Genomic DNA, 21,076 nt, shown 5'->3' with positions numbered 1-21,076 from the left:
ATCATGAAAACATTTTTAATAATATTGTCGCCGTTACAACCATTGCCGCCCCGCCTAAACGAGTTGAAATTTGCGCGAACGGCATTAATTCCATACGATTTGAAGCCGATAAAATAGCAACATCTCCAGTTCCGCCTAAACCGCTATGACATCCAGTTACAATCGCCGATTCAACTGGATACATCTTCATCACTTTCCCTACAAGAAAACCTGATGCTACCATTGTAAGAACAACCGATGCGCACACAACAACATATCCTACTGAAAGAACTGCTGCTACGTCTTTTAACGGAATATATAGCAATCCTAATCCAACCATTAAAGGCCAAGTTAAATTCTTCGAAATAAATTTATATAAATGGAATGCTCCTTGCTCCATTTTTGCTGGCATTAATTTAAAGTATTTCACAAGTGCTGCTGAAAAAATCATAATGATTGCCCCAGGAATACCGATGAACTTAGAAGCAAATCCTCCAAAGATGAAGAACGTACACGCAATTAATAAACCTGCTCCCATTAATGAGAAGTCAATTGGCTTCTCTGTATTTTGTTCTTTTAATAATTCTGCTTGATTGTCTGTTTTCACTAATACACCGTTACCACTAAGCTCCGGTTTCTTCTCACCTAAACGCTTCATATACCCTGCACTTACAATTGCGAACATATTTCCAATAATAGCTGCTGGAATAAGCTGTGATACAAACGTCGCTGATGATTCATTTAAAATATCACTATAAGCTAGCGACAATGGTAAAATCCCTTCCCCGATACCACCACTCACAATTGGTACGATGATAAAGAAGAATGTGTGCTTCATTTCAAATCCAAATAATGAACCGACCAATAACCCTACTGCTACAGAAGCTAACGTCCCTACTACTAAAGGAATAAACATACGAACGAAACCTTGTACTAACACTTTACGGTTCATTCCTAAAATACTTCCGACTACTAAACAAGAAATATATAAATATAAAAAGTTCGATTTTTTCATTAACATAGTCGCAGCTTCCATTGAAGCTGGATTCATCCAGTTAAAAAATACAAGTAATGATGGAATAAATAACGAAAGTATTGCTGGACCGCCGATATTTTTTAAAATTGGAATTCTCATCCCAATATCGCCTAAGAAAATCCCCATAATCATAATAACTGCAAATCCACCAATCATATCTGCTGGCAATTTATTATATACAGATGCCCCATAAATAATAGCAGCCAATACTACATATAACGGTAAAGGTATAACACCGATTTTTACATTCATAATTTTAGAAGCGAAAGATTCTCTTTGTACTTCATTTCCTTCAGAAAATGATACCGCTTCCACATTCTTTTGAATTCCCATATGGCACCCCCTCGTTTTCTTAATAACAATATTAAAACGCTTTCAATAGTAAAAATAGTTTTTGTAAGTTTTGTAATTGATTTTGTAATTAAAAAAAGTATAAGCGACTTATATTAAGTCGCTTATACGTAAAACTCTATTTTCTTTTGATCAACACATCTTAATTTACTTACAGGTCTGCCCACATGTTGGTACATCATTTCGTTTTCTAACACTCCAATGTCAGTCAAAAACATTACATATTTTCGAATAGAAACTCTTGAAATTCCAACTAATTGTGCCATTTCATCTGTTGTAAACACTCTTCCATTCAACGACTCGATCTTCTGCCAAATTAATTGCAACGTTTGCTTCGTTAACCCTTTCGGAAGCTCTTTCGTGACAGTAGGCTCCCTTTTTTCTTTTTGTAAAATTAACAAATCTAATTCCGATTGACTAATTTTTTGTTGTTCTTTCATGAAAGTAAGTTTTTCTCGATATATAGTTAATGCCTCTTTAAATCGTTCAAATGTAAATGGTTTAATTAAATAATCTACTACACCATATTGTAATGCTTTTTTAATACTTCCCATATCATGTACAGCTGAAATCATTATAATATCAATTTCTTTTTCTTGGTTCCGGATATACATTAAAAGCTCAAAACCAGTCTCTTCAGGCATAAAAATATCAAGTAATACTAAATCTACTCGTGATTTCTCTAATATTTCGATCGCCGACTTTACTGAGTTAACTGCTTGAACAAGTTCAAATCCTCCTACTTGCTCTAAATAATGCGTATTTAGCATTGCTACCATCGGGTCATCTTCTACAATTAAAACTTTAATCATATTTGCCTCTCATCCCTACCTTTAGGTATTTCAATTGTTATCGTTGTTCCCTTACCTACTAATGAATGCATATGAATTTCCCCATTTATTCGCTGTATACTTTCTTTTACAAGATACAAACCATAACCGCGGTTATCTCCCTTTGTGGAATAACCTTTCGTAAATAATTGCTCTATTTCTTTTTCTTGTATACCTTTTCCCGTATCTTGTACTGTAATAGTTAGTATATCCCCATGTTGTATCTTAACTTCAACTCGCTTCTTTTCACAATTCGTAACTGCCTCTAATGCATTATCAATTAAATTTCCGACAATCGTAATAAGTTCATGAGTAATACTTTCATCATCTATTTCCGGCATATAAGAATCTTCACTTATAATTAATTTTATATTTTTCTCTCTAGCATAGCTGAGCTTACCTAGTAAAAAACCAGCAAATACTGGACTTTTTATTCTTTTCATAACTCCACCAATTTCATATTGATGCTCTGATACCATGCCGCTTATATACTTCTGTAATTCTTCATACTGCTTCATATGTGTAAGCCCTAATACGACATGCATCTTATTCATAAACTCATGAGATTGTGCCCGTAATGCTTCTGCATATAGTCTAATACCAGTTAGTTCCTCTGCTAGTTTTCTAATCTCTGTTTTATCACGAAATGTTGCAATTGCACCAACTATTTCTCCTTTTACATATAAAGGAACTCGATTCGTCACAATCGTAATTCCATAAATATTTTGTTCTTCGTTTAATTGTACTTCTCCCGTTTGCAATACTTCTTTTATACGTGAATTTGGCATATACAACTCAACATCTTTACCGATAAAATCTTCTTCAAGTCCGCTTTTTTTAAATAGACGTTTCGCTTCATTATTAATTAATGTTACTCTAGCCTCTTTATCTACAGCAATAATACCTTCCTTTACAGATTGTAGCATCGTATTTCTTTCTTCAAGAATTTTTGCTATCCTGTGCGGCTCAAGACCGAATAAACTTTTCTTTATATGTCTAGCTAGCAATATTGCTCCTATAATTCCGACTAATACACCAACTCCGACACCAATATAAATGATATGTCTACTTTCCTTAACTCTCTCTTTTACATTATCTGCTGAAATACCAACAGCCACAGCTCCAAGTTGTTCACCTGTTTCAGAAAATATTGGTACAAACACTCGCATGGAAATACCTAAAGTTCCTTCTGCTAACGATACATGTTCTTTTCCTTTCAATGCAGGCCCTTCATCTCCCCCAATAAAATGATGCCCTATTTTTTGAGGATTTGGATGTGACTTTCTTATTCCATTCATGTCCATAACTACAATAAACTGAACACCTGTGTTTTGTAATATTCTATTTGTATACGTTTGGATTGCAGAGGTATCTGCTTTCCCAACCAAACCATCGATTACAATCGAATCATTCGCCACAATGTGTGCAATTGTTTTTGCCTTCTCTGCTTGGCTATCCTCCGTCGTCCGTTCTACATTATGACTAATTAATATATCTGTCACAAGTAAAGAAAAAATTACAACTGTACAAACTAACAATGTAATCGTTTTCCATAAATTCCATAGTCTTTTTCTTTTTTTCATCCCGTTAATGACTCCCCTAATTGCTGAATAGAAAAATAAGTAAGGTGATATTATTTTCACCTTACTTATCTGCTGTTATTATACTTTAAATTTACTAGTCATCGCTTGTAGTTCTTCTGCCATCTCAGCTAAGTTTTGCGAAGCTGAACTAATTTCCTCCATGGAATTAACCTGTTCTTCTGTTGAAGCTGCAACACTTTGCATACTAGCTGTATTTTCTTCTGCAGCAGCTGCAATTTCATCAATAGCATTTGTCACTTCATTTGCATCCCCAGCAATTCTCTTCGTTGTTTCTACCATTTGATTAACTTGAGAAACAATATGTGTAGTAGAACTTAAAATTTCCGTAAAACTTACTTTCGTTTTTGTTACAACATCAAGGCCCTGTTGAACTTCTCCATTCACATTATCCATCGCCTTAACAGTATGTTCAATATCCGCCTTAATTTCTGCAATTAAATTTGCAATCTCTCCAGATGACTCTCCTGATTGCTCTGCTAATTTTCTAACCTCATCTGCTACAATAGCAAATCCTCGTCCCTGTTCACCTGCTCTTGCTGCTTCAATAGCCGCATTTAAAGCTAATAAGTTTGTTTGAGTTGCGATGTTTTGAATTGCTTCAGAAATAGCTCCTACTTGCTTTGATTTCTCATCAAGCAGTTTAATAATAGCATCTGACTCGGATACCGACCTAGAAATAGACTGCATTTGTTTTGCAGTTTGTTCAACTAAATCTTCTCCCTCTTCAGCTCTTTCTCGCGCATGTAATGAGGAAATAGAAATTGACTCTGCGCTTCCAGTTACATCTTGAATTGCTGTATTTACTTGTTGCAATGTAGCCGCACCTTCTTCAACACCTTGACTTTGTGATTCAGCCCCACCTGATACTTGTTCCATTGCAATTGTAATTTGATCTGTCGCATCATTTGCTTGCTGTACGCTCGCTGTTAACTCTTCTGCCGATGCTGCAACATGTTCTGCTGAAAAGCTAATTTGGGTAATAACATCTTGTAAAGACGTAGACATTTCATTAAATGAATTCCCTAATTTCCCTATGTCATCCTTGGAATGGATTGTAATTTTCTCTGTTAAATCTCCCTTACTAATTTTATATGCCGATTCAGCTATTTTTCGTAATGGCCTTGTAATAGACTTTGTAATGAAATAAATTAATATACTACCAAATGCAATAGCGATAGCAATGACAATCAAAGTCTTATAAAACACTGGACTGGCAGCTTGGGTAATTTCTTCATCGAACATAACACCAACTACTTTCCAGCCCGTTTTCTCATTTGTTGCAAAGATTAAATTCTTTTTATCATCTTGTTCTGTATAAGACACATTTCCTTGTTTATCTTCATAAATTGGTTTAATCCAAGGATCAGTAACTTTTGCACCTGGTTTTCTAGATGGATGACTAACAATTTGCTTATTTTGATCTAAAATAACTGCATAACCTTTTTCACCAATGTTAATCATTTTGGAAATTTTTAAGATGTTATCTAAATTTAAATTAATTCCTATAACACCTTTACCATCTTTTACTTCTTTCGCAATCGTCACTACCATATTTTTTGTAGATGCTGACTGATATGGCGCAGTAACAATTACTTTCCCTTTATTTTCATGTGCTTCTTTATACCAAGATCTATCTGTTGGATTATACCCATCAGCCATTTGAATAAATGGTTCTCTTATAAACTTTCCCGTCTCTGTTCCAATATAAATACCTTCTACTTCTGGATGAAGCTTTATATATTGTGCTAACTTCGTTCTTACTATTTCTTCTTGTCCATTTAGATATGTATCCTCTGTTAAGATGTCTGCAAAGTACGTCGCATCAACAAATTTCTCTTCTATATTTTGAGAAATAACAGTATTTAAAATCGAAATATTCTCCTTTGCCTTATCTGTCATTTGATGCTCAAAATTTGTTTTGGCAGTTTGATATGAAACACCACCGATAATAATTCCTGGTATAGTTAAAATAATAAAAAATGAAATGATTAATTTTTTATTGATACTCATACATTTAACCCAGTTAAATATTTTTTGCATAATAAGCCTCCTTTATGTAATGTGGATACTTGTGTCATTTTATACAATTAACATATATAAAACAATATATAATGATAACATGTAATTTTTTCGTCAATTATGCATTTTTGCATATCCACTCCTTATACGTATTTTAATCATAAAAATAAGAGAACTTTAGCATTATATATGCTAAAGTTCTCTTATTTCTTAACAGCTTCTACTCTATAAAACTTCTCTTATAATCCTCAAATCTTTACCCTTCGCCTTATAGTCATATTACTAAAACTCTTCGTCCTAATTTATTTAGCGCTCTTTACATAACTAATTGCCTGACTTCCCATTTGTACCCATGCCTGTTCAAAGGTTTCTCTCGGTACTTTTACATCTAAGCTATCCTTAAGTGGATCTCGAATATATACAGATTCCTGATCATACCCAATAAGTACAACACAATGTTCATTATACGTAATAGAAACATCTCCACTATTTGTTTCCCATGTAGTAAATTCAGCTTCATCTAATGGTGCAAATGTTGCATTTGTGATCATGACTACAGGTTGCCCTGCTTTTATACTCTTATAAATTTCTTCTATATTCTTCCCTGTTAAGTCTACAGCTTTATTAGGTAAATATTTTTCCGCTAACTGAAAAAGTGGCCCATGATATACACCATATCCCGATTCAGAAAATGTATAAATATTACCTACAAATCCTTCATTCGGATTCCCGCGCACACCATCGTCTATAAAATCAACTTTTTTTATTTCATTTGCTAATGTCATCTTATCCACTGAAACACCAGCGTATTGTAACATCATCGCTAAGCTCGTCACTTCACAGCCTCTATCCAATTCTGGTAACTGCTGAATTAAGGGAACATTTGCTAAGATGACTTTTTCATCGTTATTACTAAACTCCGTTTCTTTTCCTCTTTGTATATTTGAGAATGTTAACTTCTCTACATACTTTGGAATTCCATTTGTATATACACTCCATATTGCTGCACCTAGTAAAGCTGTACATATATACCACTTCAATTTTCTTATCGCTTTCACACCCTTATTAATTCGTTAAATAAGAATAAAATGCGTCAGCATCCGTTCGTACCATCGGTACAAAATTTAGTTCTTTTCCTTTTTCAGGCTGATCTTTTTTTATCTTTTCCGCTAACTCTTGAATATTCATATTCATTTTATCCATATTAAGCTCATCTGCCATTTGTAGCACCTTTTGTTCATTAATTTCTCTTAATATTTGATATATATCTTTACCATACAAATCAATATGATGTTTTTTTGCTTCTTCTTGTACTTTTTGTTCGTACACTTCTTGTGCTAACTCTTCAATTTCTTTTCCTTTTTGAGAAATATCTAACTTTCCTGCTTCTTCTCTTACTTTCTTTCCGTAGATTTCTTCCGCGATGTCTTCGATTTCTTTTCCATCTGTCGAAATACCTAATTTATCTGCTTCATCTTTAATTTTAATCGCATTAATTTGAGTAATTAAATCTACAATTGATGTATTCTCTATAGATATACCTAGCTTTAACGCTTCTTGCTTTACTTTTGTTTCATAGATTTCTTCTGACAGCATCCCAACATCTTTTCCTTCAATCGATATGCCTAACTGCTCTGCTTCCCTTCCTACTTCTGTTTCATGAATTTCTTTTTCTAGTGTAATTTGTTCTTTTCCTTCCGTTTCAATACCTAGTTTCTCTGCTTTTTCTTCTGTATGCACTGCATGTATCTTACCATTGTTCAATTGTTCTTTACTGCGCTGCGTGTAATCTGTCTTTCCTTTTTGTGTTTCAGAAGGAGAGGCCCCCCCTAATATACTTAAACTCATTACTCCAATAGTGAATACCGTCATCATTTTCTTTTTCAAAATTAATTCCTCCCTCTTATACTTTCTTTCCCATCATTCCCCTAGTTTTTTTAATACTATACATACATCTCATCGCTGCTTGAGATAACATTATGATTGATAAACCCCACTCACATACACCTAATCTCTTCTTCATGTAACGAACTTTCTTTATGCCATACATAATATAAATAGTTTCTTAACTTTCCCTTAAAAAAAGACGACCTTGTAAAAACAAGGTCGTCTTCTTACTTATATTTTTTGATTTTTAGGGAAAATCACTTCAAAACAAGTGCCATCTCCCCATTTGCTCTCTACTGATATTTTTCCGTAATGCTTTTCTACAATCCAATTTGCGATTGAAAGACCTAATCCAGCTCCTTCTGACGTACTTCTTGCTTTATCCCCTTGATAAAAACGATCAAATAATTTCGGAATATCTTCTTCTTTCACTCCTATCCCGTCATCTTTCACCTGTATGCGAATTGAACTACTCGTTTGCGTGCAATCAATTTGAATATGCCCACCTTCGTTTGTATACTTCATCGCATTATCTAACAGTATGACCATCATTTGATGAATCCGCTCTCTATCCCCCATAAAAGATACACCACGTTCTACTTTTAGCATCATTTCTTTTTCTTGATAAGAAGCAATCTCTTTATATGGAGCTACTATTTCTTCTAACAATTTATCAAGTTCAAATATTTTCTTATCCATCTCAATTTGATTAGAATCAGAACGTGCTAGCAATAATAAATTACTAACGAGTTTCGATAACCGCCTACATTCTTTTGAAATTGTAGAAATATCCATCGCTTTTTCTTCTATCGTAGCGGATGGTGACTGGAATAAAACATCCGTTTTTGATTGAATAACTGCAAGTGGTGTCCTGAGTTCATGTGATGCATCAGAAACGAATTGTTGCTGTTTCTCCCATGAACTTTGAATAGGTACAAGTGCTCTACCAGCTAGGAAAAAGCCAATACCTATCGCACAGAGGCTTCCTATGCTACAACCTATAACGAGAATTAAAAATAAAGTATTTAACATTCCTTCTTCCGCTGTTATATCTCGCACGATTTGAACTATTTCTCCATCTTTTTGAAGCGAAAATGCTCTAAAATATCGTCCTTGTACTTCAATATCTTGTAACTCCTCTAATTTTTCGGGAGAAAAACTTTCCAAATTCTCTTCAAAAATAGAACGGAATTTACGGTTATCGCCCTCTATTTTCACTATTTTCCCATTCCAAGTTATTCTAGTTACTCGCGGATCTCCAATTTGGATATTCTCCATGCGTTTTCTTGGTGGTACTTTAACATCTAATTTTTCTCTATACTGAGCTATCATTTTTATAGATTGATCTACTTCACTATAAATACGCTTGTATGTGTACGAATAAATAATACTGCCTAATATACCTATTAATAGAATAAATACTAATGAGTTCACTATAGTCAAACGAATGCGTGTTTTTTGAAACATACTTCCTTTTTTCATTGTTCTTTTAATATATATCCAATACCTCGAACGGTTTGAATATCTTTCTGATAACCGAATGGCTCTAATTTTTTACGTAAATGATGCACATACACTTCTACAATCGCTACTGTCGTATCTGAATCAAATCCCCAAACACGATCAAAAATTTGTTCACGCATTAAAATCTTTCCGCTATTTTGAACAAGGTACTCTAGAAGCTCATATTGTTTTAATGATAACTTCATACCTTTTCCATCTACTTGAACATCTTTATCTTTTCCGAACAATTCAATGCCTTTATAGCGAATTGTTTGCTGCGTTGTTAAACTACCACTTCTGCGTAGTAAAGCACGAATTCTCGCTTTTAATTCAGGGGCCTGAAATGGCTTAACAATATAGTCATCTCCACCAAAGTCCAATCCCTTCACCCGATCTTCTAAAGAATCTCTCGCTGTCAAAAACAGGACTGGTGTTTCAATCTTTTCATCTCGTATTTTTTGAATCACTTCAAATCCGTCCATCCCTGGCATCATCACATCCAGCAAAATTGCATCATATATATTTTGAAGAGCTAAAAACAATCCATCTTCTCCATTTATTGCCGTATCTACTTCAAATTCATCACGTAAAATTTGTACGATAGACTCTAATAACGAAGCATTATCTTCTACTACAAGTAAACGCATGCTCTCACCTTCCATCAAATAGTTCAATTCTATTTATTATTACATTTCTTCTCTTCATAACAAAAGAATGTAGTTACATTACGTAATTTCATTTTTAACTATTTCCTTCTAAAATTTTGAAGTTTTATTATAAAAACTTTGTCTTAAATTTAGCTTAATAAAAAATTGAAAGAAATAAGATTCCTCTTATCTCTTTCAATTTTTTATTACATATACCTTTTTACTCGGCAACTCTAAACAATTTAGCTGACCGCCATACACAGCCCCGCCATCAATCCCAATAATACGATTACTACCAAAATACACTCCGCAATCCTCACTACCATGAAGCGTTTTTGTTTCCGTATGCCCAAATACAATAACCTTTTCACCGCTATATCCATTATGAAATTCATTACGGATCCACATTAATGTATATGGTTCAGATTCAGAAACTCGTTTCATCGGTTCAACCCCAGCATGTACAAATATATACTCTTCTGTTTCAATGTAATGATCTAATTCTTGAATAAACTTTATATGTTCCTCTAATACACGAGAGTGTAAAATCGGTTTTTGGAAGTCTTTCTCATTAACCGCAATATCTTCTTCTACAAATCCATAGCTATATAATGTCTTATCTCCACCATTTCTTTTTACCCAATGGTTCCATGAACGTTCCTCATTTGTCGTTAACGCCTTAATCATCATATCTTCATGATTTCCTTTTAAAATGAGTGCTCCCTCTTTTTTCAATTCTCTTACCTTTTCAATTACAGCACGCGCATTTGGACCACGATCTACATAATCTCCCAGTAAGATTAATTGATCCTGTTTCGCATCATATTGAGCTTCTTCCAATAAATGTTCGAACTTTTCTATCTCTCCATGAATATCACTAATAACAAGAATTCTTTTCATATTATCCCCCCTCTTTCTAATTATAGTTCAAAACGACAGAAAGTTCAGAATTGAAATCCCGCATTAACGGGCAGTAAGCCCCCCACTGATTACAGTTTCACTTTATTACAAACTAAACTATTATCCTTACAACAATGTAAGTCTCTTGTCATCCAATTCGATAGTTGTAATTACTGTATTTCCTTATACTGAGAGTAAGAAATGAAACAAAAAATAAGGAGAGATGAGAGATGAAAAAAGTAATGGAAGTTGTAGTAGCGGTAGTAGAGGTTTTCGTAAATGGTAAACAAGTCGCAATGGAGTTAAATAAATAATGAAAAGGACAACATTCACTCTAGACCCTTTACTCATATAAAAGAGATAAGACTTCATCATTTCTTTGATCCCTTATCTCCCTATAAAGAAAGCCGTATCCCTTTTAAGGATACGGCTTTCTCTTATTTTTGACTCGTACGAGCTGAAATGCTAATTGCTCTATCTGTTGCTTTGGCAGCTTCATCTAACGCTTCTTTACTATTCTTCCCGTCATACATCGCTTCTAATGCTTTTACAACTGCATCTCGTGATTCTGAGAATACACTAATTAAAGCCCCTTGTGTTGCTGGAGATTGCTTCGTCGCTTGCAATTGATCTACTGTTACTTTCAACTGTGGATATTTTTCATATTGCTCTTTTACTAATGGCTCATTATATGCATCTGGATTAATTGAGAAATAACCTGTTGCAGTATGCCATTTTGCTTGTACGTCTGGCTTCGTTAAATATTTCATAAAGTCCCAAGCACCTTGTTGCGTTTCTTCTGAAACCATATTCGTCATCCATAATGATGCTCCACCAATAACAACACCATTTTGTTTCGAATCCTCAGGATACGGAATATATGAAACACCTACATTAAACTTAGATGCATCGATTAAATCACGAACACCTGCTGAAGAATCTAAATACATAGCAACTTGTCCAGATTGGAACGCGGCACGAATATCATCCCAACTTGCTCCATACTTTCCAAGTGCGCCAGCTTTATTTAAATCATCTAACATTCCAAATACTTTCTGTCCTTCTTTACCGTTAAATACCGCCTTCTTTGCAGCATCTTTACGGCCGTTTTCGTTATCTACATATAAAGCACCTTGTGTCGCTAACAATTCTTCAAAGAACCAACCGTAGTTAAGCATGGAGAATCCATATTGTTTTACATTTCCGCCTTCTTTAATCGTTAACTTTTTCGCTGCTTCTTGTAATTCCGCATATGTTTTTGGAGCTTTCTCTGGATCTAAGCCCGCCTTTGCAAAAGCATCTTTATTATAAATTAATACTGGTGTAGATGAATTAAATGGCATAGAATACATTTTTCCATCAACTGAATAATAATTTGTAATTGCTTTTTCTAATTTTGACGTATCGTACTTATCTTTTTTTATCCAGCTATCAATTGGTGTGATTTTTTTGCTATCAATCATATATTTCGTTGTAATTTCACTCGATTGAACAAGAGCTGGCGCTTCTTTCGTTGCAGACATCGTTCTAAATTTCGTTAAAGACTCTTCATATGTCCCTTGGAACTCTGCCTTTATCTCATATTTATTTTGCGACTTATTATAGTCTGCAACAAGACCATCTAATACTCCTTGTGTTTTTCCACCCATCGCATGCCAGAAGCGAATTACAGTTTTATCACCATTTTTTTCAACTGGTGCTACTTTTGCCTGTACTTCAGGTTTTCCCTCTGTTTTACTATTTGAACAAGCTGCACTAGATAATGCCATTGTTGCTACCATTAATAGAGCAGCACCTTTTTTAACTAGACTCATTTAAATCTCACCTTCTCTTAGTTATTTAATTGCACCTTTTGTTAATCCTTGTTGTAATTGCTTTTGCCCTAAAAATAGTAAAATCAATGTTGGAATAACGATAACCGTAACACCGGCCATTACGCTTCCCCAATCAGTTGCAACTTCTTGAGACTGAAGCTGCTTTACACCGATTTGCACTGTTCTTACTTTTTCATCAGTGGTCACTAAAAGTGGCCATAAATACATATTCCATGTTGTTAAAAAGCTATATACTCCAAGCGTAATAAAACTCGTTTTACAATACGGTATTACAACGCTGAATAAAAATCTTATATTTCCAATCCCTTCAATAAAAGCAGCTTCTTTCAGTTCATTCGGGAGTGTCATAAAATGTTGACGTAACAAGAAAATACCGAAAGCTGTTGCAAAAAACGGCACTGTCATCCCGGCGAAACTATTGATCCAGCCAAAGTTTTGAATCGTTAAAAAGTTAGGCACCATCGTTGCTTCCCACGGAATAAGCATCGTTGAAATAAACAGGAAGAAAATTAAGTTTCTCCCTTTAAACTGAAGAAAAACAAAAGCATAAGCTGCTAAACTTGATACGATAAGTTGTCCAATCATAACGACTGTCGATACAATTAAACTGTTATATAAGTATGTAAAAAGCGGTACTTTTTGAAAAATATTAATGAAATTATCAAAAGTAAACTGGGTCGGAAATAACCTTCTCATTTGAATATCGTCTGGTGTCATAAAGCTTATTAAAAATGCATACAGTACAGGAAAAAATACCATCACTGCACTAATAATGAGTAGCATGTATAATAGGAAATTTTGTTTCCACTGTTTAACAATCATTTATAATGCACCTTTCTCTCAGCAAACTTAAATTGAAGTAATGTAGCAACGAAAATGAAAACAAATAATACCATCGCTTGTGCACTTGCTGTTCCAAATTGATGATTCACAAACGCCTCTTTGTAAATCGAGTACACAATTAAATTCGTTGCATCATTTGGTCCACCGTGCGTTAAAATATCAATTTGTCCAAAGCTTTGGAACGCACTAATTAATGTTACTGTTACAATAAAGAATAAAGTTGGTGATAGCATCGGTAATGTAACACGGCGAAGCTTATATAAATAACTAGCACCATCTATAGATGCACTCTCATATAAAGACGTATCAATATTTTGTAAACCACCTAATATAACTAAAAATGCAAAACCTGTATTCACCCAAACTGTTGTAACTGATACAGAGAATAGTGCCCAGTCCGGACTCGTTAACCATGCGATTGCAGGAAGGTTCATAGAGGCTAATATATTATTAAATAATCCTACACTTGGATGAAATAAAAATAGCCAAATCACTGCACTAGCAGCTACTGATATTCCCATCGTCGAAGAAAACAGAACTCGGAATAACCCAATACCTCTTACCTTTCCATTTGCAATCAATGCAAGAAACAAAGCAAATATAATACTCGTAGGAACTGTATATAAAACAAATAATAAAGTTGATTTTATACTTTTGTAGAAGGCTGGATCAGAGAATAAATATTGATAATTTTCTAAGCCAACGAAAAGATTAGCTTCTCCATGTATATCGGTTAAATAAAAACTATAATAAATCGTCCTAAACAATGGATAGAACAGAAAAATCGAAAATAGCAAAATAGATGGCGCCAAAAACAATAATCCTATTCTTAAATCTTTCGTTCTCTCCCATAATTTTTTCTTTTTTGACACCTTTGTTTGAACTGGTAACTTACTTACTTCGATCATTATTTCGCCACCACTTTCAACTCTTCTTCAGCTACCACTTTTAAGCGTTCATTCGTGTTTTCGTTAAAGAAGCATAACTTTTCTTGCGAGAATAATAATTTTACTTTGTCACCTTTGTTCAGGAGTAACTGTCCGATAACTTTCGCACTCCAAGTTGTTCCATTTACCGCAAAGTTCAATATAGATTCATTCCCTAATACTTCTACAGATTGCAACGTCACTTCTTGTCCCTCCTCAGACAGTGCAATATGCTCAGGGCGCATGCCTATGCGAATTGTTCCTTCTGGTAATTGCTTTAACTGTCTAATAGATAATGGAATTTGCAATTGTCCTATATGTAATACACCTTTTTCTTTATTTACTTCCCCATCATTTATATTCATAGAAGGAGAACCTATAAAGCTTGCAACAAATTCGTTTGCTGGTTCGTTATATATGTTAAGTGGTGTTCCAACTTGCTGTATACTTCCTTTATTTAAAACCATGATACGATCACCCATAGTCATCGCTTCTATTTGATCGTGGGTAACGTAAATCATCGTAATTCCTAATCGCTGCTGAATTTCTCTAATTTCAATTCTCATTTGCGCACGTAATTTCGCATCCAAATTCGAAAGTGGTTCATCCATTAAACAGATTGGCGCTTGACTCACAATTGCCCTGGCAAGTGCAACACGCTGTCTTTGTCCGCCTGATAATTGGCCTGGTTTCATTTTCACATACTCTTTCAGTCCTACCATTTCAATAGCTGCCATTAATCGCTTTTGTCGCTCTTCTTTTTGTACTTTTCTTACCTTAAGTCCAAATAAAATATTTTCTTCTACAGATAAGTGTGGATATAATGCATAATTTTGAAATACCATTGATAGATTACGGTCTTTCGGCTCTAGATCATTTGCAACACGTTCATTAATAATTAAATCTCCTGAAGAAATCTCTTCTAAGCCAGCGATCATTCGTAATAATGTGCTTTTCCCGCATCCCGAAGGTCCAACTAAAACAAAAAATTCACCCTTCTTAATATGAACCGATATGCCTTTAACCGCTGTCTCTTCTGCATTTTTATATACCTTTGAAACATTTTTCAATTCAATCACAAGGTTGCACTCCTTTTTTCTTCTTGTATCCATACTTCATAATGACTTGTTGAAATCGCACTTGCTCCTGCACGAATTGCAATTTCCGCATCTTCTCGCGTTTGAATCAGCCCTCCTGCAATAATAGGAAACTCTATTTCCTCTACTAGCTGCTTAATAATAGAAGGCATAATCCCCGGCATAATCTCTACTGCATTTGGTTTAGTCGTTTTACAATTTTCAATTGATTTAGTAAGAGATAAAGTATCTACAATAAAAATACGTTGAATTGTTTTCAATCCAATTTTATTAGCATTTCGAATTGTTGAACCCTTTGTTGAAATAATACCTTGTGCCCCGATAACATCTTGAATATACAAAAGCGCTTCCTCTGTATTCGTATTTAAGCCTTGTATAAAATCACAATGAAGAAATACATCATGTCCATGTTTCTGCAATTCATATACACGCTCTGGTAATTCCAGCATTGAACCAGTCATAAGAAAAACTGTTTTCGGCAATTTTTTGTATGCTTTGTATCCTTTCCAATCCTTTATCATCGCAATATAAGGTTCTTTAAACATTTATTCCACCTAACTGTTCTATTTTTATCCAAACTAAAAACACCTACTTACATAGAACGCCTTTCTCCTTATTTGAACTCTAGGGAATAGAGCACACCTAAGAAAGTGGCACATTATATGTAAGTGGGTGTTCTCAAATGTTCTCTACCCTAGTTATTTTGTTACCTTTACTATATTACGCATTTATTAAGTCAGTTTTGATAGATTGTTAATTAGGTGTTAATCGAATGTTAATATTCACCATATCATTATTTACATTAATCTAGATATTAAAATATAAATAAATAGAACGAAACAATACTTAAAATTCAATCAATATGTAAATTCATTCCATAGTTAATGATTTTTAGTTTGCTTGCCACTGCTTGCAAACTAAAGTTATCCCAAGCAGTACTATAAAGTGGAATGCGCCTTTTCTCTTGTATTGATATGGCCCAGGCTGTAACAACATCAGTACCATATCCGTTCCCTTGAAACTCCGCTAAAGTTTCCACACTTGCCTCAGCAGCTACGGGCGTACTTCTGGCACTGCAACAAACAGAAACTACTTTTTCATTTTTTACAATTGCCAAATAAGGTTGCCTCCTTATTTACTCCATTTACCATCCATTCATAATCTATTTTTCATGTTCAAAATAAAAATCCCATTCAAATACACATTACTGAATCCATCATACTAACTGATTTCTTCATTCTGTCTATCTAAATGGGATTATTTTTCGTTTTTTACTCTACTGGTTGTTGTGGCTGTACTACTTCATTCGCTCCAGCTACCCTCAACATATTTACAATATCTTTAAAACCTCTTTTTTCAGCGTATTGCAGTGGCGTCAGATGTTCCTTGTTAGCCATGTTTACATCTGCACCGTGATCAATAAGTAATTGAATTACTTTCTTATGGTTTTCACTACCATTTCCTAATACAATTGCTTCTAATAACGCTGTTCCACCACGTTCATTTTTATAATTCACATCAATATCTGTATGCTCTAATAATTCTTTAACAACCTCTACATGGCCACGCTCAGATGCAGAAATAAGTGCTGTCCCACCTGACCTAGTCGTTTCTTTCGTATTAACTCCTGCATTAATTAATACTTTTACAATATCCGTATATCCTTCTCTACTTGCATAAAGAAGTGGATTACTTTTTTTCTCATCTTTAATTTCAATATTAGCACCTGCACCAATTAATGCTTTAACTGTCTCTACATGATTTTGGTACGTCGCTGCAAGGACAGGCGTTTCTCCGTTGTCACCTTCTACGTTTATATTCGCTCCATCCTGAATCAACTTCATAGCTGTCTCTGTGTCTCCAAGAGTAGCTGAAAGTAACAACTGTTTGTCCATTAAATTTATACTTTTCTCTTCTTTAGATTCTTCCTGTTCTTTATGCTTCTCTTTTTTCTTCTCATTTTTCACATGAACCGGTTTCGATTCTGGTTCTTCTTGCTTATCGCAAGCCACTACCGTCATTAAAAGTCCTAATAAAATACATAATAAAATTTTTTGTTTTCTCACAACTACAGCTCCTATGAAAGATAATGTTTTCTTAACCATTCCTCCATCACATACAATAACTCTTCTTGAGTACATTTATCCATAAGCCCTTTAGATTCCTTCTTTAATCGGATTATCTTAAGCTTATACTATGTTTCTCAACCTATTGAAATGATACGCCTGATGGCCCCATCATTAACATTATGAAGCAATTAGTTTAGCACGTTTTTACCGCATTTGTATACATTTCTAAAAAGTACATAAATGATTGCTTTAGGTTACTATATTCCATTGTAACCGTTCTGCTAAAAATTTTACACCTTTTCTATATTTGCACCTGAGTAATAATAGAAAAAGACAACTACATAGTTGTCTTTTTCTATTAATGATGTCCACCATGATTTCCTGCTTTCGGTTTCCCCATCATCTCTTTATTCATTTCCCATTTATGCTCTGCTAGCTCTTTATACGAAAGAACTTTCCCCTTATAGTTAGATACAAAGCTCTCTGCATCTTTTTTATTTTTAAATGAAATGACATTATAAGCCATCGGTGTCGTTATTGTTTTATCATATACGTAAGTAGCGTCTTCTAACGAAATCCAATCTTTCGAATCATAATCTCGGACAAATTTCTCTTTCGTCTTTTCATCTGAGTTGATCTCCATCCATTTATACATACAACCGATATCATCAAACTTTAACGCTTTTCCATTTTCTAAAATAATTTCTGTTGCAAATTGATTATCTGTTACCCCAATTTGGCAAATATCACATTTATCATGTTTCTCATCAATGGCAACAGCTGCTGTTTCCTTTTTCCCACACCCGACTACCGTAAATACGAAACATAAACATATAGCAAGTACGACATATTTTACTTTCATCAATATTCCTCCCTAGAAACCGTATACTCCACGAAAATAATACCAAAAGGTTGTGTGAGATTTGTGAAAAAACAATGTGCTTTTTGTAATATAGGAAACAAAAAAAGATGTGTAGTTATTTCTACACATCTCTCATCACTCGCAACCTGTAATTAACAAATCATCTTCTAATTTAACTAATAATGTATCCGCACTAATTTCCTGTCCAACTTCTACATTTACCAATCTTATATTTCCACTAATCCCGACTGCAATTTTTTTAAGCTCACCGTCATTTTTTCGGATCATCAGTAATTTTTCCCATTCATATACGTAAGAAGATTCATTAATAAAAATCTCCTCTACTTTTCCTTCATAAGAGCTATAAATCTCTTCAATTCTCGTTTTCATATAACATCTACTCCCTATTTCACACTTCACTATTTTCATCTTATTCTACCATTCTTACGAGAAGCAGCTTACTTTTTAAAAATTCAAATTAACTACCGTGAACAAAATGAACAAAATAAAAATTATGCTTCTAATGATGTTATTTTTCAAATTATTTACCATTTGAATAGATGCTTTTATTATAAATAAAAAACCTTTTTCTGAATTTTTATTCTATTTTGAAAGCGCAATCATTCTTTTGAGGGGGAAATTACATGTTAGCACTACTTGGATTTGCGATGGTATTTGTCTTTATGTTTTTAATTATGACGAAACGTATGTCAGCGCTAGTAGCATTAATATTAATTCCGAGTGTTTTTGCATTAATTGGCGGATTCTATGCCGATATGGGACCTATGATGTTAGAGGGGATCCAAAAATTAGCACCTACTGGTATTATGCTTATGTTCGCTATTTTATATTTTGGGATTATGATTGATAGCGGTTTATTCGATCCTGTCATTAGTAAGATTTTAAAATTTGTAAAAGGAGATCCTTTAAAAATCGTTGTCGGAACGGCTATATTGACTATTATCGTTTCTCTAGATGGTGATGGTACAACAACATACATGATTACAGTTTCCGCAATGTATCCACTATATAAGCGCCTTGGAATGAACCCCCTCATATTAGCTGGAGTTGTTATGTTAGGGGCAGGGGTAACAAATCTTACACCTTGGGGTGGACCCACAGCTCGTGTTATGAGCGCACTTGGACTTGAGGCTTCCGAATTATTTACACCTCTTATTCCAGGAATGATTGCTGGTGCAATTTGGGTTGTTTTCGTTGCCTACTATCTTGGACAAAAAGAAAGAAAACGTTTAGGAATTATGGATGTACAGTATTTAAAACAAATGCAAACAATGGATGAGCAAGCTGCAACTGTCGAAGCAGCAGTGCATAAACGCCCTAAACTTCTATGGATTAACTTTTTATTAACCGCCACATTACTTGTCTGTCTCATACTAGAAGTTATGCCATTACCTGTTTTATTTACAGTCGCTTTTGCTATCGCTGTTATGATTAACTATCCAAACTTAGAGCAACAGAAAGAACGTATTGCTTCTCATGCTGGGAATGTATTAGCAGTTGTTTCTCTCGTATTTGCTGCCGGTATTTTCACTGGTATTTTATCTGGAACAAAAATGGTAGATGCAATGGCTAACAGTGTAGTAACTCTTATACCAGATGCACTTGGACCACAATTGCCAATTATTACAGCACTTCTCAGTATGCCATTCACATTTTTCATGTCTAATGATGCATTTTACTTCGGGGTATTACCTATTTTGACGAAAGCTGCTGCTACTTACGGAATTAGTGCAGCTGAAATGGGACGTGCTTCCTTACTTGGGCAACCCGTTCACTTATTAAGTCCTCTTGTCGCTTCCACTTATTTATTGGTCGGAATGGCAAAAGTTGATTTCGGTGAACATCAACGCTTCACTTTATTGTGGGCCGTTGGAACGACAATGGTTATGTTAATTACCGGAATTGTAATTGGGATTATTCCAATATAAGATGCAAAAAAACAGTAGAAGGAATAAAATCCTCTACTGTTTTTTATTATGAAGAAACAAGAAAATAACGTCTCTCGGGTCTCCCAACACTTCCATATATTAGCTCTGCGTGGACTTTCTTCCCAGATATCAAATACTCTAAATAACGCCTTGCAGTTGATCGGCTTACGCCTACCATTGAACTTAGCACCTCTGCTGTAATCCCTTCTTCATTAACTGTTAACATATGCTTTTTTATTTTCGCTAAAGTTAAAGGATCTATCCCTTTCGGGGCATATTCTATTTGATCTCCCTTCACCCCTCTTTGAGACCATAAATATTCAATTTGCTCCGTAGATAATTGATTATTTTTCTTTAACTGTATAATCTTTTTTTGATAGCCTTCCAGACTTGCTTTAAATCGGTCAAACATTAGTGGCTTTACGATATAATCTGTTACTCCGCCCCGCAGGGCGTGCCTCACTACATCTGTTTCCGATGCCGCTGTAATCATAATAATATCTGTATCGTGCAAATGATGCCTAATATATGTGACAAGTTCCGTTCCTTGCATATCAGGTAAGTACACATCTAATAAAACAAGCTGTGGCTTCACAAGCTCTAGCCATTCTTTCGCTTGTTCTCCAGTCGTTGCCGTTCCAATTACTTTAAATCCCTCAATTTTCTCAGTAAAACGACGATGAATGTCAGCAATCCGAATATCATCTTCTACAATTAATACTTCAATCTCCTCACCCAT

19 protein-coding genes and 2 pseudogenes are annotated in these 21,076 nt (G+C 34.5%); 1 reads left to right on the top strand and 20 read right to left on the bottom strand.

What is annotated here, in order from left to right:
• Window position 1: 1 nt before the first annotated feature.
• The 19 genes and pseudogenes from M1D73_RS03005 to M1D73_RS02915 form a co-directional block, all read right to left on the bottom strand.
• Window positions 2-1,348 (bottom strand): 2-hydroxycarboxylate transporter family protein, encoded by a 1,347-nt coding sequence (locus M1D73_RS03005; protein ID WP_000512722.1) that lies wholly within the window; start codon window positions 1,346-1,348, stop codon window positions 2-4.
• Window positions 1,349-1,470: 122 nt separating this feature from the next.
• Window positions 1,471-2,178 (bottom strand): response regulator, encoded by a 708-nt coding sequence (locus M1D73_RS03000; protein WP_086401959.1) that lies wholly within the window; start codon window positions 2,176-2,178, stop codon window positions 1,471-1,473.
• Window positions 2,175-3,779, bottom strand: coding sequence for a sensor histidine kinase (locus M1D73_RS02995; RefSeq protein ID WP_000746421.1), 1,605 nt, complete (start codon window positions 3,777-3,779; stop codon window positions 2,175-2,177). Before M1D73_RS02995 ends, M1D73_RS03000 begins: the two co-directional genes overlap by 4 nt.
• A gap of 78 nt (window positions 3,780-3,857) precedes the next feature.
• Window positions 3,858-4,676 carry a methyl-accepting chemotaxis protein gene (locus tag M1D73_RS02990; protein WP_432804035.1) on the bottom strand — a complete coding sequence of 273 codons (819 nt, stop codon included), beginning with the start codon at window positions 4,674-4,676 and terminating at the stop codon, window positions 3,858-3,860.
• Window positions 4,677-4,844: 168 nt separating this feature from the next.
• Window positions 4,845-5,699: pseudogene (locus M1D73_RS02985) on the bottom strand (cache domain-containing sensor histidine kinase); the annotation flags it as partial.
• A gap of 422 nt (window positions 5,700-6,121) precedes the next feature.
• Window positions 6,122-6,877 (bottom strand): C39 family peptidase, encoded by a 756-nt coding sequence (locus M1D73_RS02980; RefSeq protein ID WP_086401958.1) that lies wholly within the window; start codon window positions 6,875-6,877, stop codon window positions 6,122-6,124.
• A 7-nt stretch (window positions 6,878-6,884) separates the two neighbouring features.
• Entirely contained in the window at window positions 6,885-7,706 is an 822-nt protein-coding gene (locus M1D73_RS02975; protein ID WP_000728585.1) for a hypothetical protein, read from the bottom strand.
• Window positions 7,707-7,937: 231 nt separating this feature from the next.
• The gene (locus M1D73_RS02970) at window positions 7,938-9,188 is read right to left on the bottom strand and encodes a sensor histidine kinase (protein ID WP_000715835.1); all 1,251 of its coding nucleotides are present in this window, start codon (window positions 9,186-9,188) and stop codon (window positions 7,938-7,940) included.
• Window positions 9,185-9,856: a response regulator transcription factor gene (locus M1D73_RS02965; protein ID WP_001238621.1), complete on the bottom strand. Its 672-nt coding sequence runs from the start codon at window positions 9,854-9,856 to the stop codon at window positions 9,185-9,187. The genes M1D73_RS02970 and M1D73_RS02965 overlap by 4 nt, the downstream gene beginning before the upstream one ends.
• A 195-nt stretch (window positions 9,857-10,051) precedes the next feature.
• Entirely contained in the window at window positions 10,052-10,756 is a 705-nt protein-coding gene (locus tag M1D73_RS02960; protein WP_000821952.1) for a metallophosphoesterase family protein, read from the bottom strand.
• A 437-nt stretch (window positions 10,757-11,193) separates the two neighbouring features.
• On the bottom strand, window positions 11,194-12,570 hold the full coding sequence (locus tag M1D73_RS02955; RefSeq protein WP_086401957.1) for an ABC transporter substrate-binding protein: 1,377 nt from the start codon (window positions 12,568-12,570) through the stop codon (window positions 11,194-11,196).
• 21 nt (window positions 12,571-12,591) lie between these two features.
• Entirely contained in the window at window positions 12,592-13,413 is an 822-nt protein-coding gene (locus M1D73_RS02950) for a carbohydrate ABC transporter permease (RefSeq protein ID WP_000635946.1), read from the bottom strand.
• Window positions 13,410-14,342, bottom strand: coding sequence for a carbohydrate ABC transporter permease (locus M1D73_RS02945; RefSeq protein ID WP_000573797.1), 933 nt, complete (start codon window positions 14,340-14,342; stop codon window positions 13,410-13,412). The genes M1D73_RS02950 and M1D73_RS02945 overlap by 4 nt, the downstream gene beginning before the upstream one ends.
• Entirely contained in the window at window positions 14,342-15,439 is a 1,098-nt protein-coding gene (locus M1D73_RS02940; RefSeq protein WP_121868430.1) for an ABC transporter ATP-binding protein, read from the bottom strand. Before M1D73_RS02940 ends, M1D73_RS02945 begins: the two co-directional genes overlap by 1 nt.
• Window positions 15,436-16,002 (bottom strand): glycerol-3-phosphate responsive antiterminator, encoded by a 567-nt coding sequence (locus M1D73_RS02935; protein ID WP_000472003.1) that lies wholly within the window; start codon window positions 16,000-16,002, stop codon window positions 15,436-15,438. The genes M1D73_RS02940 and M1D73_RS02935 overlap by 4 nt, the downstream gene beginning before the upstream one ends.
• Before the next feature lie 308 nt (window positions 16,003-16,310).
• Window positions 16,311-16,586, bottom strand: a pseudogene (locus M1D73_RS02930) (GNAT family N-acetyltransferase); the annotation flags it as partial.
• Window positions 16,587-16,728: 142 nt separating this feature from the next.
• Window positions 16,729-17,598: an ankyrin repeat domain-containing protein gene (locus M1D73_RS02925; RefSeq protein WP_000287336.1), complete on the bottom strand. Its 870-nt coding sequence runs from the start codon at window positions 17,596-17,598 to the stop codon at window positions 16,729-16,731.
• 286 nt (window positions 17,599-17,884) lie between these two features.
• Complete coding sequence (locus tag M1D73_RS02920; RefSeq protein ID WP_000865665.1) at window positions 17,885-18,388, bottom strand: nitrous oxide reductase accessory protein NosL; 504 nt, start codon at window positions 18,386-18,388, stop codon at window positions 17,885-17,887.
• A 135-nt stretch (window positions 18,389-18,523) separates the two neighbouring features.
• Window positions 18,524-18,778, bottom strand: coding sequence for a hypothetical protein (locus tag M1D73_RS02915; RefSeq protein WP_000857376.1), 255 nt, complete (start codon window positions 18,776-18,778; stop codon window positions 18,524-18,526).
• Window positions 18,779-19,032: 254 nt separating this feature from the next.
• On the opposite strand from M1D73_RS02915, the gene M1D73_RS02910 reads away from it, so the two are divergent.
• Window positions 19,033-20,337: a CitMHS family transporter gene (locus M1D73_RS02910; RefSeq protein WP_086401954.1), complete on the top strand. Its 1,305-nt coding sequence runs from the start codon at window positions 19,033-19,035 to the stop codon at window positions 20,335-20,337.
• A gap of 46 nt (window positions 20,338-20,383) precedes the next feature.
• On the opposite strand, the gene M1D73_RS02905 is transcribed toward M1D73_RS02910, so the two are convergent.
• Complete coding sequence (locus M1D73_RS02905) at window positions 20,384-21,076, bottom strand: response regulator (RefSeq protein ID WP_000503461.1); 693 nt, start codon at window positions 21,074-21,076, stop codon at window positions 20,384-20,386.

The organism is Bacillus sp. PK3-067, assembly GCF_056738645.1.
This window is presented reverse-complemented; position numbering and strand designations above follow the sequence as displayed.